Annotated in this window: 14 protein-coding genes and 1 other annotated feature; of the genes, 7 read left to right on the top strand and 7 right to left on the bottom strand. The window is 43.2% G+C overall.

All coding sequences use genetic code 11. From position 1 onward, the window contains the following. Positions 1–125: 125 nt before the first annotated feature. Positions 126–596, top strand: coding sequence for a DinB family protein (locus LCL89_RS13320; RefSeq protein WP_224810493.1), 471 nt, complete (start codon positions 126–128; stop codon positions 594–596). An 89-nt stretch (positions 597–685) separates the two neighbouring features. Here the strand turns inward: LCL89_RS13320 and LCL89_RS13315 are convergent, their stop codons facing one another. Then, positions 686–1,585 carry a formate/nitrite transporter family protein gene (locus tag LCL89_RS13315; RefSeq protein ID WP_318245625.1) on the bottom strand — a complete coding sequence of 300 codons (900 nt, stop codon included), beginning with the start codon at positions 1,583–1,585 and terminating at the stop codon, positions 686–688. A gap of 116 nt (positions 1,586–1,701) precedes the next feature. On the opposite strand from LCL89_RS13315, the gene LCL89_RS13310 reads away from it, so the two are divergent. After that, on the top strand, positions 1,702–1,875 hold the full coding sequence (locus LCL89_RS13310; protein ID WP_224810492.1) for a hypothetical protein: 174 nt from the start codon (positions 1,702–1,704) through the stop codon (positions 1,873–1,875). Positions 1,876–1,889: 14 nt separating this feature from the next. Here the strand turns inward: LCL89_RS13310 and LCL89_RS13305 are convergent, their stop codons facing one another. The 4 genes from LCL89_RS13305 to LCL89_RS13290 all read right to left on the bottom strand — a co-directional run bounded on the left by LCL89_RS13305 (position 1,890) and on the right by LCL89_RS13290 (position 5,837). Beyond that, positions 1,890–3,404 (bottom strand): HD-GYP domain-containing protein, encoded by a 1,515-nt coding sequence (locus LCL89_RS13305; protein ID WP_224810491.1) that lies wholly within the window; start codon positions 3,402–3,404, stop codon positions 1,890–1,892. Positions 3,405–3,503: 99 nt separating this feature from the next. Beyond that, positions 3,504–3,953 (bottom strand): DUF4064 domain-containing protein, encoded by a 450-nt coding sequence (locus LCL89_RS13300; protein ID WP_224810490.1) that lies wholly within the window; start codon positions 3,951–3,953, stop codon positions 3,504–3,506. 14 nt (positions 3,954–3,967) lie between these two features. Beyond that, positions 3,968–4,924 carry an ABC transporter permease gene (locus tag LCL89_RS13295; RefSeq protein ID WP_224810489.1) on the bottom strand — a complete coding sequence of 319 codons (957 nt, stop codon included), beginning with the start codon at positions 4,922–4,924 and terminating at the stop codon, positions 3,968–3,970. Further along, complete coding sequence (locus LCL89_RS13290; RefSeq protein ID WP_224810488.1) at positions 4,917–5,837, bottom strand: ABC transporter ATP-binding protein; 921 nt, start codon at positions 5,835–5,837, stop codon at positions 4,917–4,919. The genes LCL89_RS13295 and LCL89_RS13290 overlap by 8 nt, the downstream gene beginning before the upstream one ends. A 175-nt stretch (positions 5,838–6,012) precedes the next feature. Between LCL89_RS13290 and LCL89_RS13285 the strand changes: the two genes are divergently transcribed. The 3 genes from LCL89_RS13285 (at position 6,013) to LCL89_RS13275 (ending at position 7,995) form a co-directional block, all read left to right on the top strand. After that, positions 6,013–7,161, top strand: a complete 1,149-nt coding sequence (locus LCL89_RS13285; protein ID WP_224810487.1) for a conserved virulence factor C family protein — start codon at positions 6,013–6,015, stop codon at positions 7,159–7,161. 12 nt (positions 7,162–7,173) lie between these two features. Next, positions 7,174–7,602: a BrxA/BrxB family bacilliredoxin gene (locus LCL89_RS13280; RefSeq protein ID WP_224810486.1), complete on the top strand. Its 429-nt coding sequence runs from the start codon at positions 7,174–7,176 to the stop codon at positions 7,600–7,602. A gap of 183 nt (positions 7,603–7,785) precedes the next feature. Beyond that, the gene (locus LCL89_RS13275) at positions 7,786–7,995 is read left to right on the top strand and encodes a hypothetical protein (protein WP_224810485.1); all 210 of its coding nucleotides are present in this window, start codon (positions 7,786–7,788) and stop codon (positions 7,993–7,995) included. A gap of 572 nt (positions 7,996–8,567) precedes the next feature. On the opposite strand, the gene mscL is transcribed toward LCL89_RS13275, so the two are convergent. Then, positions 8,568–9,059, bottom strand: coding sequence for a large conductance mechanosensitive channel protein MscL (gene mscL / locus LCL89_RS13270; RefSeq protein WP_224810484.1), 492 nt, complete (start codon positions 9,057–9,059; stop codon positions 8,568–8,570). Between the two features lie 157 nt (positions 9,060–9,216). Between mscL and LCL89_RS13265 the strand changes: the two genes are divergently transcribed. Then, positions 9,217–10,491 (top strand): TrkH family potassium uptake protein, encoded by a 1,275-nt coding sequence (locus LCL89_RS13265; RefSeq protein WP_224810483.1) that lies wholly within the window; start codon positions 9,217–9,219, stop codon positions 10,489–10,491. A 466-nt stretch (positions 10,492–10,957) separates the two neighbouring features. Further along, entirely contained in the window at positions 10,958–11,146 is a 189-nt protein-coding gene (locus LCL89_RS13260) for an H-type small acid-soluble spore protein (protein ID WP_197318304.1), read from the top strand. Between the two features lie 37 nt (positions 11,147–11,183). Here the strand turns inward: LCL89_RS13260 and ileS are convergent, their stop codons facing one another. Beyond that, positions 11,184–14,273: an isoleucine--tRNA ligase gene (gene ileS, locus LCL89_RS13255; RefSeq protein ID WP_224810482.1), complete on the bottom strand. Its 3,090-nt coding sequence runs from the start codon at positions 14,271–14,273 to the stop codon at positions 11,184–11,186. 96 nt (positions 14,274–14,369) lie between these two features. Continuing rightward, positions 14,370–14,597: a binding site (T-box leader), on the bottom strand. Between the last annotated feature and the right edge of the window lie 146 nt (positions 14,598–14,743).

Genomic DNA, 14,743 nt, shown 5'->3' with positions numbered 1-14,743 from the left:
TATTTGATTCATACAGTATAAATAAAAATCAATATTCTGCGGAATTTTGACTTTATGAAAAAGGAATTATCTGGGTATCTATCGAAGTAATTTAGTTACACAACTATATTAAAGAGGAAGATACTATGAATATGTACTGCCAAAGCGCTTTTCACCAAATTGAAATTGTCATTGCCTCCATCTCTGAAATGATAGGTCAACTGGAAGAAGAAGATTTATCCCTCCGCCCCACTAAGGGGAAGCGGTCTGTTGGCGAATTGCTTGAGCATATTGCATTGATTCCTGCAGCTGACGGTAAAATAATCGAAGAAGCCTCAAAAGAAGAAATGGAGTCGTTTTACAAATCGATGCACTTAGAGAATAAGAACGAAATCCTCGATCATCTTTTTGAACACTTCTCCATACTTAAAACTCAGTATGAAAACTACACCGAAGAAGATCTCCAATCGGAAACCACATCATGGTGGGGCGTGACTTATACACGTTATGAATGGCTGCTGCAAATTGCCGCTCACATGTACCACCACCGCGGACAGCTTCACGCCATGCTTGTACATGCCTTCAATAAAGATCCTGAAGTTATACTGTTTGAATGATAGAAAATGATAAGAATCCTCTTCTCAAAGATCTATGATTGAGAAGAGGATTCTTTAAATTTGCTGATTATCAGGCATACATATCGTGCTTATGAATTACTTTTCTCCAATGTCTGAATGTCTTCCTTATATGCATACGAAAATAACAGGGATACCAGGATTCCTCCACCGATCAGGTTTCCAATACTCGCCGGCAGAAGGTTCAAGAAGATGTATTCATACCATGTATATTGATCAGATGAAAGGAAACCCATACTGAAGTAACCCATATTTGCAGCACTGTGCTGGAAGTTACCTGCCACAAACAAAATGACCGGGAGCATCGTACCGAGAAACTTCCCTGTGATATCCCTTGCAGCAGTGGTCAAAAAAGCGGCCATTCCGATCAGCCAGTTGGCCAGAATACCTGAGACCAACACTTGAAACCAACCAATCACTCCACGGTCCATGAACTTCATTTTGTGATCCAGATACATGGATAATTCCGTATAAAAAGAGCTCGATAACGACCCGGACATTTGAATGAGTACGGCTACAATAAAAGCCCCCAGGATGTTCCCAACATACGCAGATGCCCAGAATTTATAAATGTTCACTTTCATCAAACCGGATTTGTTGAACAAGTAAGAAGGGAGAAGCACATTGATTTCCGTGAATAAAACGGAACCTGAAATGAAAACCATCGCATAACCGGCCGCAAACCCCAATCCCGATAATAGATGATAAATTCCTTTCACTTCTACTCCTGTAGCTAATAAGATTGAAAAAATTGCTCCAAACGTCATGAATGAGCCTGCAGTAAGAGCCAAAAGCAGCTGAGCCCGGAAAGGCTTATCCAAATGGTCCCTGCCCTTCTCCCCGAATTCATCTACAATCTGGGAGGGGATATAAAACTGCCTGCCTGGACGATCGACTTTCTCTCCTTCATCCGATGTTGAATGGAGTGATTCTTTATTCATTTTTTCATTGTTCTCCTCACCAGTCTTCATGATCAAAACCTCCAATAATACCCACATTCCCACATTTCATAAACTCTAATCTCCTTCGTATAGATCAGAACTATTGGAGTAAGATATAAAAAATAAGCTGAAATGAGGTAGGGAATATGCCTAGAGATCAGGTTTGTTTAGCGTGTGATGGAGCAGGGCTGCTTATGGACGATGAAGAGTGGAGATACACATGTAAGATATGTGGAGGTAGTGGGTACAGGCCTCAAAATGGTACGGTTTATAACAGACAGGCAGCTGATGTGGACGAGATGAACAGAATATTGGATTAAAAAAAGCGCTGATTTTATGTCAGCGCTTTTGCTTGTGCAGATGGTTTTCTTTCCTTACCTTTTATTTCTTCTAAAAAAAGGTCGACAAAATAAGGGTCCCATTGTGTTCCTTTTCCAGACTCAATGATTGCGAGAGCTTTTTCAACCGGCATGCCCTCGCGATAAGGTCTATTTGAAGTCATAGCATCAAAAGCATCTGCAACAGCCATTAAACGGCCGAAAACAGGGGTCTCCTCCCCACATAAGCCATCCGGGTAACCTTTACCATCAAACCGTTCATGATGATGACGTACACCGGAGAGTACAGGTTTCAATTCGTCAGGGAGCTGGACTTGCTTAAGAATATCTGCTCCGATTTGTGGATGTTTTTTAATTTGAGTGAATTCCTCATCGGTCAACCGGCCTTCTTTCAATAAAACACGATCTGGAACCCCGATCTTACCAATATCATGCAATAACGCTGATTTTCTTATTAAGTCTATCTCTTTATCAGCAAATCCTGCTCTTTCAGCAATCAGCACGGAGTATTCAGCGACCCTCTCAGAATGTCCAGCGGTATACGGATCCCTTGCATCGAGTGTTGCCGCAAACACTTTGAAAAAACTTTCTAGAAGTCTCTCATTTTCCTCATCTCTTGTCTGAATACTGGAAACCATATGATTGAAACCAGTCACAAGGTTGGAGAATTCATCTGTATAAACATTTTCCATTTTTGTAAATTCACCTGTTCGAACTTGATCGAACCGCATTCGCAGGGATTCCATCGGTTCCTCAATACTCTTAAACAGCAGCGAAGAACTTAGCACCGCCATCGCTAGTATGACGATTATGACAAGAGAAGCCCAACTCCAATACTGCTCCACCATCCCTCCTCCGCTTTCCATGAATCTGATTTGAGAAGCAAGAATGAAAAGGAGAATAGGAAAGACAGCCGTGAAGACCGAGCTTACTAACAACTTATGTTTAAGGCTGATCTTAAAATCAACTTCGACTTCCTCGTGTCCCTCATTTTGAAGCTTCTGGTTTATGGATAAGATAAGATTGTTTGACGCCCTGTATGTTAAAAAAAACTCGATCAAGGCGTGCATGATTGCAATGAGCACCGCACCAGTCCAGGCCAAACCTATGTAATAGTAGGGAACATTGATCCAGCCTTGAAAGATTCCTAAGACCGTCAAAAGGGAAGCCGGGACAGCCAATCCGAATAAGTGAGGTCCTAAAATCCTGTATACAGTCAAAAGAGGGAAGCGATGAGCGGCAAGCATACCTTCTTCATACTCCCATACCCTCAGCGTTTCAGACTTGAAAATCCGTTTGATCGAGCGGATATGGATTTGGTACACGTTCCACTCAGCCACTAACATAATCAACACGGATAGAACCATCGTACTTAATAAATAAATCACTTCTTCGGATGACAAAGAGAGAGTGTGGAAAATAAATACACTTCCCACCCCGAAGACGGCCGTCATTGAACCAACTATGTAATTGAACACGATCCTTCTCTGAAAATGGTCAAAAGGTTTCATTATCCGCTCCTCCAAATTAGTCTGCTGCTCCTATTATATCAAACCTTAGAAACGCATATAAAAAAAGGCATAAGTACTAAGACTCATGCCTCTGAAGCATTAAACGTCAACTGTTTGTACATCTTCTGTATTCTGCTTCGACTTTCTCACTAAAGCCACAATTCCTGCAATCAAATAAGCGACTCCAGCAAATAATCCGAAACCGACCGTTCCGAAAGTCATTAGAACTGCTGTTACGATCAAAATGATTCCAGCCGCTTTTGGCTTTTTATCCCCTTTAAGAAATACGATGGATAGAATACCAAGACCGATAGAAATCAGGGCCGCCACTAAAATGAATGTTGCGAAAGAACCTAAAAAGTCCATCATCTGATCCATATTTACAGCACCCATTTGCTCAGCATTGGGAGCTGTCTGCAATCCTCGTTCAATTTCCCGTCTCACTTCCGGGTTGTCTTTCACATTCAGTAAAATTGTGCTCAAAAGCACTGGAAGACCATACAAAACCATTCCTACGACGGTCAAAATAATTTCTGCTGTTCGTTTCATTCTTTTCCTCCTATCTATGTGCTCGCCACATCTCTTTTTGTGAAGGAATACCAGGATAAACTAACGAAGACGAAAAAGTATACTATAAGAACAGTAATAGAAAAGCTTATCGTCAAATCCTGGATCATCGGACTTCCTTCAAGGAATTTCCTCAGATCCGTGTTGGCGAACAAAATATATTTGACCCACTCTTTATCCGATAAGAACAGAATAATTGAATTTCCACCCATCATCAAGAAAATCGGGACTCCTATAGCTAAAGATGTATTCCTGAACACGGTAGAAATCATGAACGCAAACGTTCCCATCATCACTAAGTTGACCATGCTAATTAAGTATTGGAAAACAGTATGGATAAAGACATGCGCCTGCTGGATGTCTCCACCTTGTCTATATAAGTATGGATCAGAAAACCCGTTCATCCCGAAAAGGATGGATCCGATGAGGAATGCCGTCCCATAGAGGAACACGAGCATGATTCCCGCAAACAGGAAAACAGAAACAAACTTAGAGAGAAGAATTTTCGACCTTGAAATCGGTCTGATTAACAATAGTTTGATTGTTCCCCACTTGAATTCATTTGCTACGACTCCTCCGGCCACAATAATGGTGAATAAGCTCAGAATCGATATATTGTTCAGATTTTCATGCAGGAACTTCCACACGTTATATGTAGTAGGCCTGATATCATTTTCAATACGGTATTCATTCATTCGGACATCTGTAAGGCTGGAATATTTTATTCCGTCTTCCGGTCCTTTCTGTGAAGTCAATTGTGCATTTTGTTCCCTGAGTTCATTCTTCCAATCGGGACCAGCCGGTACTTCTCCGGCTACCATCGAACCATCCACCTTCATGAATATTCCAAAAGCGATAGTCAGGACACTGATAATCGTGATCATGATCCATGTGGATCTTTGTGAAAAAAGCTTCATTTGTTCGTTTTTCACTAATTGCAGGAAGTTAATCAACGGCTCTCTCTCCAATCAAATCCAGGAATTTGTCTTCCAGTGTGGAACGATACATATTCACACTGTATACATCGATATTTTCATCCACTAACCTTCGGATCATTTCAGGTACATCATCACGGTCCATCTTGAATGCGAGACTATCTTTTTCGATTTTCACAGGACGATTCAGCCATTCTGAGAGTATTTTGCGGGCACGTTCACGCTGCTGCACTTCGAGAGTGATGTCTCTTTGTTCAGGTTGTTGGAGAGCGGATTCTACAGATTGAATTGATAACAGTTCTCCTTCTTTTATCACTCCAATACGGTCACACATCATTTCCATTTCTGATAAGATGTGGCTCGAAACAATCACCGCTACACCGTCTTCCCTGGCCAGGCGACGGATATATGAACGAATTTCACGTATGCCGGAAGGATCCAAACCATTGGTGGGCTCGTCCAGAATAAGAATCGATGGTTTATGCAGCAAGGCTTGTGCGATTCCCAGCCGCTGCCTCATTCCCAAAGAGTATTTCCCGACCTTCTCTTTGATTCTGTTTTCAAGTCCTACTAATTTTACAACTTCATCAATTCTCTCTTTTGATATTCCAGGTATCATCCTTGCATAGTGCAATAAATTCTTCCAACCACTCATAAAAGAATACAACTCCGGATTTTCAACAATGCCTCCTACGTGTTGAACCGCCTTTTTATAATTATTGCGGATGCTTGTACCTTTGATTACTACATCCCCCTCAGTCAAACTCATCAGACCGACCAGCATTCTGATCGTAGTGGTTTTTCCAGCACCGTTAGGACCAAGGAACCCAAAGACCTCACCTTCATACACTTCAAAGTCCAACCCTTTGATGATCTGCTTGTTACCTATGGTTTTCTTCACTTGCTTCAATTGCAAGATGGGATCCGACATCGTCATTCCTCCTTTTCCTCTCTACTTTGGTACGTCTGGTAAATACATAAGTTTCATTTTTACCTATTTTTTCTATTTTTGGTTCCAACTGATAAACTCACCCTCTCTTCATGGATGAGGCAAACAATCTTTGATAAAATAGAAATCAACTGAGTGTTCAGGGAGGAGATTAGAAATGAAGATTGTGTCCATAGAACCCACACCAAGCCCGAACTCAATGAAAATCAATTTGAATGAGCAGCTTCCTGATGGAGAAGCTCACAACTATAAACAGGACGATGATTTAAGTAATGCTCCTGATTTTATTCAACAATTGTTTGATATTGAGGGTGTCAAAGGACTTTACCATGTCACTGACTTCATCGCTCTGGAACGGAACGCGCGCGTTTCCTGGGAATCCATTCTTCCTGAAGTCCGTCGTGTATTCGGATCGACGGCCGAGGAAGGCATGACTTCCGAAAAACCCGAACAACCAGCACAAGTCGAAGATTCTTTCGGGGAAATCAAAGTCTTTGTGCAGATGTTCAAAGGGATTCCTATGCAAGTGAAGCTTGAAGACGGAGATGAAGAAATACGTGTAGGTTTACCGGAGAGATTCCAGAATGCAGCGATGAAAGCCGCTCCTGCATCCCCCAATATGATCATGGAACGTCAATGGGTCGAACAGAGCCCTAGATACGGGGATGCTGATGAAATTGGTGAACAAGTGAAAGAAGAGCTTTCTGCCAGTTATGATGAGAAAAGACTCGAATCGTTGGTCAATCAAGCGTTTGATCAAGAGACGGATACTGTCGAAAGCTCAGGGCAAGAGTCGAAGATTACTCTGGAGACGCTGGATCATGACGATTGGAAAGTACGTTATGCAGCGCTTGACTGGATGGATCCTACAGCGGAAGATTATCCTATTCTTGAAAAAGCGTTGCAGGATGATAAAGCTTCGATCCGCCGCTTAGCGACCGCCTACTTAGGAATGATTGAACAGAAAGAAACACTCCCTTACCTCTACAAAGCCTTGAATGACAAGACCGTAACCGTGCGACGTACAGCTGGCGACTGTTTGTCTGACCTAGGATACAAAGAGGCCATGCCGGAAATGATAGAGTCATTAAAAGACCCAAACAAACTTGTACGCTGGCGGGCAGCCATGTTCTTGTATGAACTCGGCGATGAAACAGCACTTCAAGCATTGAAGGATGCAGCAGACGATCCTGAATTTGAAGTCCGGATGCAAATCAATATGGCGATTGAGAGAATCGAAGGCGGAGAAGAAGCCAAAGGTTCTGTCTGGCACCAAATGACACAAGCCACACAAAAAAAACAATAGGAGGACCTTTTTATGAATCCATATGAAGCATATATGAAAGAAATATCCCAGCCGATGAGAGACGAATTGACCAATGCAGGCTTTACAGAGTTGACGACTCCTGAAGAGGTCGATGATTTCATCGCTTCTAAGAAAGGAACGGCTCTTGTCGTCATCAACTCAGTCTGTGGCTGTGCGGCAGGCTTGGCTCGTCCATCTGCAAGGGAATCACTGAAAAATGAGAAAAAACCTGATCATCTCGTCACTGTTTTTGCAGGTCAGGATCGCGAAGCCACTTCACGTATGAGGGATTACCTTGAAGGCTATGAACCTTCCTCCCCTTCTATGGCTCTTTTAAAGGATGGACAAGTCATGCACTTTATTCCACGTGAGGAAATTGAAGACTACGAAGTTGAAGAGATTACTGAAAATCTTACTTCGGCCTATAATAAATATTGTTGATAAACCAACGTCCGCTCTTTTGGAGCGGGCGTTTTTCATACTTTGAATCTACCTCCCACCTATACATGGGTGAAAAAGTAACATTTTAGTATGATTTACCAACTGTTTATACTTATTTAATCAGGCGTTTACATCCATACGGTACAAATAAGATGTACTTTAATTCAGGAAGGAGTTTTCAATATGTTGAAAAAATGGATGTTAGCGTTCGGATTGACTTCTGTACTTGCTTTGGCTGCATGCGGAGGGGCTGAAGAGCAAAATGGAGAAGGAGAAGCGGAAAAGGAGGAACAACAAGAAACGGGAACTGAGGAAGACCAACAACCTGAAGGCAATGACACAAGTGAAAACGAAGAAAGCTCCGAAGATGAAGAAACTGAAAAAGCTGAATGATTGATGAGGGGTGCAGCTATAGAAAGCTGCACCCCTTTTCGAATTTAGGTCATCCAAGGAAACGGTACTCAGAGCATGGGATGGCAGGGAAAACAGTCCGCTTTCCGCGGGGAACGCTGAGTCTCCTCGAACTTCGTTCTCCGGGGTCTCACCTTGTTCCTTTTTCCCGCAGGAGTCTACCTGTTTTCCCTGCCATCCCGTTCGAAGTTGGTGTAACGGATTTTGGTTCTGACCTTTCTGACCCTTCTACTTTGAAGAGGCGGCCTTTTAGAATGGCGAGACTCCTGTGGGATAATAGTACATCGTGAGACCCCGGAAGGCACAGCCTGAGGAGGCTCACGGTACCCCACGGAAAGGGAGTCATTCTAAAAGGCCGCCTCCTACAAATTCCAGGACAGAAAGAGCTGATAATATGAACTCACATGTGCCAGCCTTTACTTTACCAGAGCATTTTATAAAAGAAATGGGAGAAATAACGGACCAGCGCCCTTATCCTAGACGGGGACTATTTACTAATCGTTTGAAATATCAACAACAGACTTTAACAAAGCCTTATTTTATAAAAGAAACATTCACTTTACCCTCCATTTAGGAGGTCCACTCCCTCTCCGGCCTGCTTTATCTTCTTGTTGAGAAGCGCAATTCGGACAAATGACGGCTTGACTTGGAATTGGCATACAACAGTAAGGACACTCTTTTTTAGTCATGGAATGTACGGGGTTTTGATGAGGTTTTTTCCATCTATTGATCTGCCTTACTACAACGAATACAGCAAACAGAATAATGATGAATCTAACCAATGCAGTGATAAATAATCCATAATTGATGGTCGCCTCCCCCGCTTCTCTGGCCGCGGATAAAGAAGGGTACATCGTACCGGATAAGCTGATAAACATACTCTCAAAATTCATTTTTGCATAGAGCAGCCCGACAGGCGGGAGTAATATATCAGTCACCAACGAGTCGATGAATCCGCTGAAAGCCGCTCCCAACACCATGCCCACTCCCATATCAATGGCGCTTCCTCGGACTGCGAACTCTCGAAATTCTTTAAACACACCCATATACTCTCCCCCTCCTCCGTGCTATTCTATGAGAAAAGAAGCAGGTCTATGAGCTGTCCTATATAGCCCTCTCTTTTGGTATAGAAATAATGCTCGAAAAGAAGGTGTGAAATTGATACGTTACTCCATAAAATTAAGTCCGCCCCAAACATTAATTATGGTATTCATCCTTTGCATTTCTCTGGGTGCAGTCCTGCTTAAACTGCCGTGGGCCACTTCAGAGGGAATTCTATTCATAGATGCCCTTTTTACTGCAACTTCAGCCATGACAGTAACAGGCCTCGGCGTAGTCGATACAGGTACGACTTTCACCTTATTCGGCGAAGTGATTATATTGCTGTTGATTCAATTAGGCGGTTTGGGAATCATGACGTTTGCGGTATTGATATTCATGATGTTAGGTAAAAGAATCCGTTTAAAAGAGAGGATCTTAATTCAGCAATCATTGAATCAGACGTCCATCGGCGGCATCGTCCGTCTCGTCCGAAAGCTGCTTCTATTTTCTATCATTGTAGAGGTTGCTGCCGCTTTATTGCTATCCATAAAGTGGGTTCCTGAGATGGGCTTCGCAGAGGGCGTTTACGCCAGTGTTTTCCACAGCATCTCAGCCTTCAATAATGCCGGTTTTTCTATATGGTCAGCAAACCTTACCGGTTATGTACTCGATCCGTTTGTAAATGTCGTCATCTCATTACTATTCATCATTGGTGGAATCGGATTTACGGTTCTTTTTGACCTCTGGAAAAGTAAAACTTTCCTCCGTCTATCCTTACATACTAAGATCATGCTCGTCGGTACATTCGCAGTCAATGTCATCAGTGTTTTGATGTTTTTTATTCTCGAATACAATAACCCGGATACGATCGGCGATTTTTCTGTGGCAGGAAAACTGCTTGCTTCCTACTTTCAAGGGGTGACACCAAGGACAGCAGGATTTAATACTGTGGACATAGGACAAATGGAAGACTCTTCCCTTTTTTATATGCTTACCCTCATGTTCATCGGAGGAGGCAGCGCCTCAACAGCAGGAGGCATCAAATTGTCCACCGCTTTAATCATTTTTCTCGCAGCTATCGCTTTTTTCCAGGATAAAGAACACATTACGCTGTATCATCGAAGCATCTCTGTCCGCATGGTGATGAAAGCGCTGGCTTTAACGGTCGGTAGTGTCCTCATTGTATTCATAGGCACTTTTTTACTGAACTTGTCCGAAGACGCACCATTCTTAATGATTTTATTTGAATGTATATCTGCTTTCGGCACCGTAGGATTGACCATGGGATTGACGTATGAATTGACGGAAACAGGAAAAGCGATCCTCATTTTTATCATGTTGATCGGAAAATTAGGCCCCCTGACGTTCGCTTTCGCTTTTGCCAAGCATAAACCTACGTACATCCAGTATCCAAAAGGAGATGTATTGACCGGGTGATTTTCATTCCTTTTTCATCTGTTAAATTCTTTCTGATGTTACTTTTTTAAAAGGATCTGTTAATGCTTGGTGTATTTATTTCACTTGGAATCTTGCATCAGCTATTTCCTTCGCAGAATTCTTGTGAGGCGCCCTTATACCTTTGAAAAAACAAGTCCGTTAGACCAACTATGAACGGGAGGGATGGGAAAACAGGGAGACTCCTGCGGGAAAAAGGAACAAGGGGAGACCCCAAGAGAACGAAGTTCGAGGAGACTTAGCGTTCCCCGCGGAAAGCGGACTTTTTTCCCTTCCCTCCCATACTCTGAATAAAAACAGACCACAAACCTAGACCCATCGGACTTGTAAGAAATCGTTAAAAAAATATATAAAAGTCTTTAACAGAACCATAAAATTTCAATGGTGAGGAATACAGCTGACCGTTCCTGCGAAGATTAGTACTACTAGGAAAAGGAGGAAGTCAGTCATGAATAAAGAACGTGCGAAAGAAATCATCCACTCTCCTGAGATGATTGAGGTCATGTATAACAAGCAGCCGATTTACATCGAAGAAGTCATTGAAAGAAATGAATGTGCACGCATACATCCACTGGATAAGCCGAATTTGGCACAAGAAGTGCCTTTATACGAACTGAAAGAGAATGAAACACATTAAAAAAAGCCTGAGCAGAATATGCTCAGGCTATTCTATATTATTTATGAACAGCAAGCTTCAATTGATGATCACCGACAGTGAACTCCTTCATTTCTTCGGACTGCCCGATCGTCAAATTATTGACCAATACGTTTTCACGGATCAACTCTTCATTCTTTTCCACCGCTTTCTTGATTTCTTCATCTCCATCAAGCGCGATATCTACGCGAAGGTCGATTGGAAGGTCTTGTTTTTTACGATCGTCCTGAATGACACGGATGACTTCACGCGCAAGTCCTTCCAGGCGCAGTTCATCTGTGATTGTCGTATCCAGGATAACGTGGAACTCTTGATTTGAGCCCATAGACAATCCTGAATCAGCGACACGCTCAACATTCAGCAGTTCCATCGGCACTTCAATATCTCCGCCGTCTGCAGGCACTATAACCTTTTCATCTGCTACGACTTGAGCAGCTTCTTCATCAGAAAGCTTTTCAAGGTACCCTTTGACCACTCCGACATTCTTGCCAAGCTTAGGTCCAGCAGCACGGAAATTGAGTTTCACTTCGTAGCGGACAAGATCTTCGGAAGACTCTTTCACAACGACAGACTTCACATTGATTTCGTCCCGGATGATGGCGCTGTATTTCTCCAGTGCTTTTCCTTGTTCAGGATTGACCGGAATGACAACAAGCTCTGATAATGGCTGCTTCGTCTTGATTGCTTCGCTGTTACGGACACCGCGGGCAAGTTCAACCACTTGAAGAACCGCATCCATATCTTTTTCAAGCTCTGCATCTACTTCATCATTATTGACTTGAGGGAAGTAAGACAAATGTGCACTCTCACCGGTAAGGTTGTGGTGGATATCGTCCGCAACAAACGGGATGAATGGTGCCAGAAGTTCACTCAACCTTACAAGCACTTCATGAAGCGTATGGTAAGCAGCTTTCTTGGACTCGGTCATTCCTTCTTCCCAGAAACGGTCACGGGAACGACGGATATACCAGTTACTCACTTCATCCACGTATTTTTCAAGTGCTTTTGCAGCTTTCGTGAAGTCATAATCATCGAGAGCCTCACCTACGACAGCGGTCACACTATTCAAGCGTGATAGGATCCAGCGGTCAAGCAAGGTTTTCTCCCCTGTTTCATTCGCATCGAATTGATAGTTATCGATATTGGCATAAAGGGTGTAGAAGCCGTGCGTGTTCACAAGTGTATCGATGACTTTCGATTTTGCTTCTACAACAACACGCTCAGAGAAGCGCTTGTTATTCCATGGTGCACTATCAGCAAGCAATGCCCAGCGGAAAGCGTCAGCTCCGAACTTGTTTACCAAGTCCATCGGATCGAGGGCATTCCCTTTACTCTTGGACATCTTACGTCCATCTTCGTCAAGGATGTGACCTGTAGATAGGACTCGTTTGTAAGGCGCTTTTCCAGTGAACAACGTTGATACTGCAAGCAGACTATAGAACCATCCACGCGTCTGGTCAATTCCTTCACAAATGACATCCGCAGGGAACTGCTTTTCAAACTGCTCTTTGTTTTCAAACGGATAGTGCTGTTGGGCAAATGGCATGGAACCACTATCGAACCAAACGTCGATGACTTCTGGTACACGATCCATCGTGCCTTCACATTTTTCACACTTCAATTGGACGCGGTCGACATAAGGTTTATGAAGCTCAACATCGCCGATATCTCCAATTGCTTTTTCTTGAAGATCCGCTTGACTGTGCGGTGCATATTGATGATCGCAAGAATTACAGATCCAAATCGGCAGCGGTGTACCCCAGAAACGGTTACGGCCGATGTTCCAGTCAACCATGTTTTCAAGGAAGTTTCCGAAACGTCCATCCTTGATATGACCTGGATGCCACTCGACCTCCTGGTTGTTTTTCAGGAATTGGTCTTTCAATTCCGTCGTTTTGATAAACCAGCTTTCGATCGCGTAATACAACAATGGAGAGTCACAGCGCCAGCAGTGCGGATAGCTGTGCTCATATTTTTCTTTATGGAACAGAAGACCTTCAGAAGCCAGATACTTCACGATATCTACATCGCAATCTTTCACGAAACGTCCAGCGAACGGAGGGATATCTTCCGTATAACGGCCTTGACCGTCTACCACGTTAAAGAAGGACAGGTTATGCTCTTTCACTAAGTTGTAGTCATCTTCACCATAAGCAGGAGCGATGTGTACGACACCTGTACCACTTTCAGCATTGACGAAGTCAGCTTCGACAACGAAGTGGCCTCGCTCTGGATTCACGAATGGGAATGGAGCGACATATTCCATGTCTTTGAACTCGCTGCCTTTGTGCTTGGATACAACTTCATATTCTTCTCCAAGATTCTTTTCAGCTAAAGCTTCAGCAACGATGTAAACTTCGTCCCCTTGCTTCGCTTTCACATAAGTCAATTCAGGATGGACAGCCAGTGTAACGTTTGCCGGAAGCGTCCATGGAGTTGTCGTCCAACCGAGGAAGAATTCATTTTCAAAGCCCTTCACCTTGAATTTCGCTGTAGCCGACAAGTCTTTGACATCTTCGTATCCCTGCGCGACTTCGTGAGAACTCAACGTCGTCTGACAGCTCGGGCAGTAAGGAGTTACCCGGTGACCTTTGGAAAGCAGGTTACGCTTGTGAAGGTCACTTAAGATGTACCAAACACTCTCGATATAACGGTTTTCAAGCGTTACGTAAGGATCGTCCATGTCCAGCCAGTAACCGATGGATTCAGTGAATTCACGCCACTGACGCTCGTAATTGAAGACACTCTTCTTACATTCTTCAATGAATTTCTCCACACCATACTCTTCGATTTCCTGTTTCCCGGAAATACCGAGCTGCTTCTCCACTTCCAGTTCAACCGGAAGTCCGTGCGTATCCCAGCCGCCTTTACGGAGAACCTGGTAGCCACGCATCGTTTTATAACGTGCAACGAAGTCCTTGATGACACGTCCTAATACGTGACCGGCGTGTGGAAGCCCGTTCGCCGTAGGAGGTCCCTCGTAAAATACAAATGTTTCTGCGCCTTCCCGTTCATCCATTGAACGATTGAAGACATTTTCCGCATTCCAATAATCTTTGACACGATTCTCGCGGTCTAATGCCGCTTCTTTCGTATTGACACTGCGCATTCGTTCCACCTCTTACCCTTTTTATTTTTCATTCCACAAATCTAAAAAACATGACGAAAGATCTTTTTGCCATAAAAAAATCCGCCCCTGAAACAAAACAGGGACGGATGTATATCCGCGGTACCACCCATATTCCATGTCACATTCACACGGCTCTTGGTCATAAAAACGGATAACGGTCGTCAGCCGGTGCTGCTTACTCATAAGCTTTTCAGCAGTACATCTCGGAGATGATCTTCAGCTATAAACTGTCATCGCTTCTCAGCTGCCAGCGATTCTCTGAGCACAAGTTTTACAGCCTACTCTTCTCGTCAACAAAATTAAACGTAGTTTGCCAATATCGTACAATGAATTGAAAGAGATGTCAAAGCTTTCTTCCTCCAACATCCTTTCCATTTTCCTGACTATTTATAACTGAATCGTATCTTTTGGAAGACTTTAAGGGTATGAAAGTTTTCATTACATTTCTT

Source organism: Halobacillus yeomjeoni (genome assembly GCF_020171525.1).
GTDB classification, from domain to species: domain Bacteria; phylum Bacillota; class Bacilli; order Bacillales; family Halobacillaceae; genus Halobacillus; species Halobacillus yeomjeoni.
The sequence above is the reverse complement of the archived record's forward strand: the minus strand, read 5'-3'. Positions and strand labels throughout refer to the sequence as shown.

Bases quoted from the DNA above. Each gene is read 5' to 3' on its own strand.
- LCL89_RS13290 (WP_224810488.1), bottom strand. From the start codon at position 5,837: ATGTCGGATCCCATCTTGCAATTGAAGCAAGTGAAGAAAACCATAGGT.
- LCL89_RS13300 (WP_224810490.1), bottom strand. From the start codon at position 3,953: ATGAAACGAACAGCAGAAATTATTTTGACCGTCGTAGGAATGGTTTTG.
- LCL89_RS13265 (WP_224810483.1), top strand. From the start codon at position 9,217: ATGGTATTCATCCTTTGCATTTCTCTGGGTGCAGTCCTGCTTAAACTG.
- ileS (WP_224810482.1), bottom strand. From the start codon at position 14,273: ATGCGCAGTGTCAATACGAAAGAAGCGGCATTAGACCGCGAGAATCGT.
- mscL (WP_224810484.1), bottom strand. From the start codon at position 9,059: ATGGGTGTGTTTAAAGAATTTCGAGAGTTCGCAGTCCGAGGAAGCGCC.
- LCL89_RS13320 (WP_224810493.1), top strand. From the start codon at position 126: ATGAATATGTACTGCCAAAGCGCTTTTCACCAAATTGAAATTGTCATT.
- LCL89_RS13275 (WP_224810485.1), top strand. From the start codon at position 7,786: ATGTTGAAAAAATGGATGTTAGCGTTCGGATTGACTTCTGTACTTGCT.
- LCL89_RS13310 (WP_224810492.1), top strand. From the start codon at position 1,702: ATGCCTAGAGATCAGGTTTGTTTAGCGTGTGATGGAGCAGGGCTGCTT.
- LCL89_RS13280 (WP_224810486.1), top strand. From the start codon at position 7,174: ATGAATCCATATGAAGCATATATGAAAGAAATATCCCAGCCGATGAGA.
- LCL89_RS13315 (WP_318245625.1), bottom strand. From the start codon at position 1,585: ATGAAGACTGGTGAGGAGAACAATGAAAAAATGAATAAAGAATCACTC.
- LCL89_RS13285 (WP_224810487.1), top strand. From the start codon at position 6,013: ATGAAGATTGTGTCCATAGAACCCACACCAAGCCCGAACTCAATGAAA.
- LCL89_RS13260 (WP_197318304.1), top strand. From the start codon at position 10,958: ATGAATAAAGAACGTGCGAAAGAAATCATCCACTCTCCTGAGATGATT.
- LCL89_RS13305 (WP_224810491.1), bottom strand. From the start codon at position 3,404: ATGAAACCTTTTGACCATTTTCAGAGAAGGATCGTGTTCAATTACATA.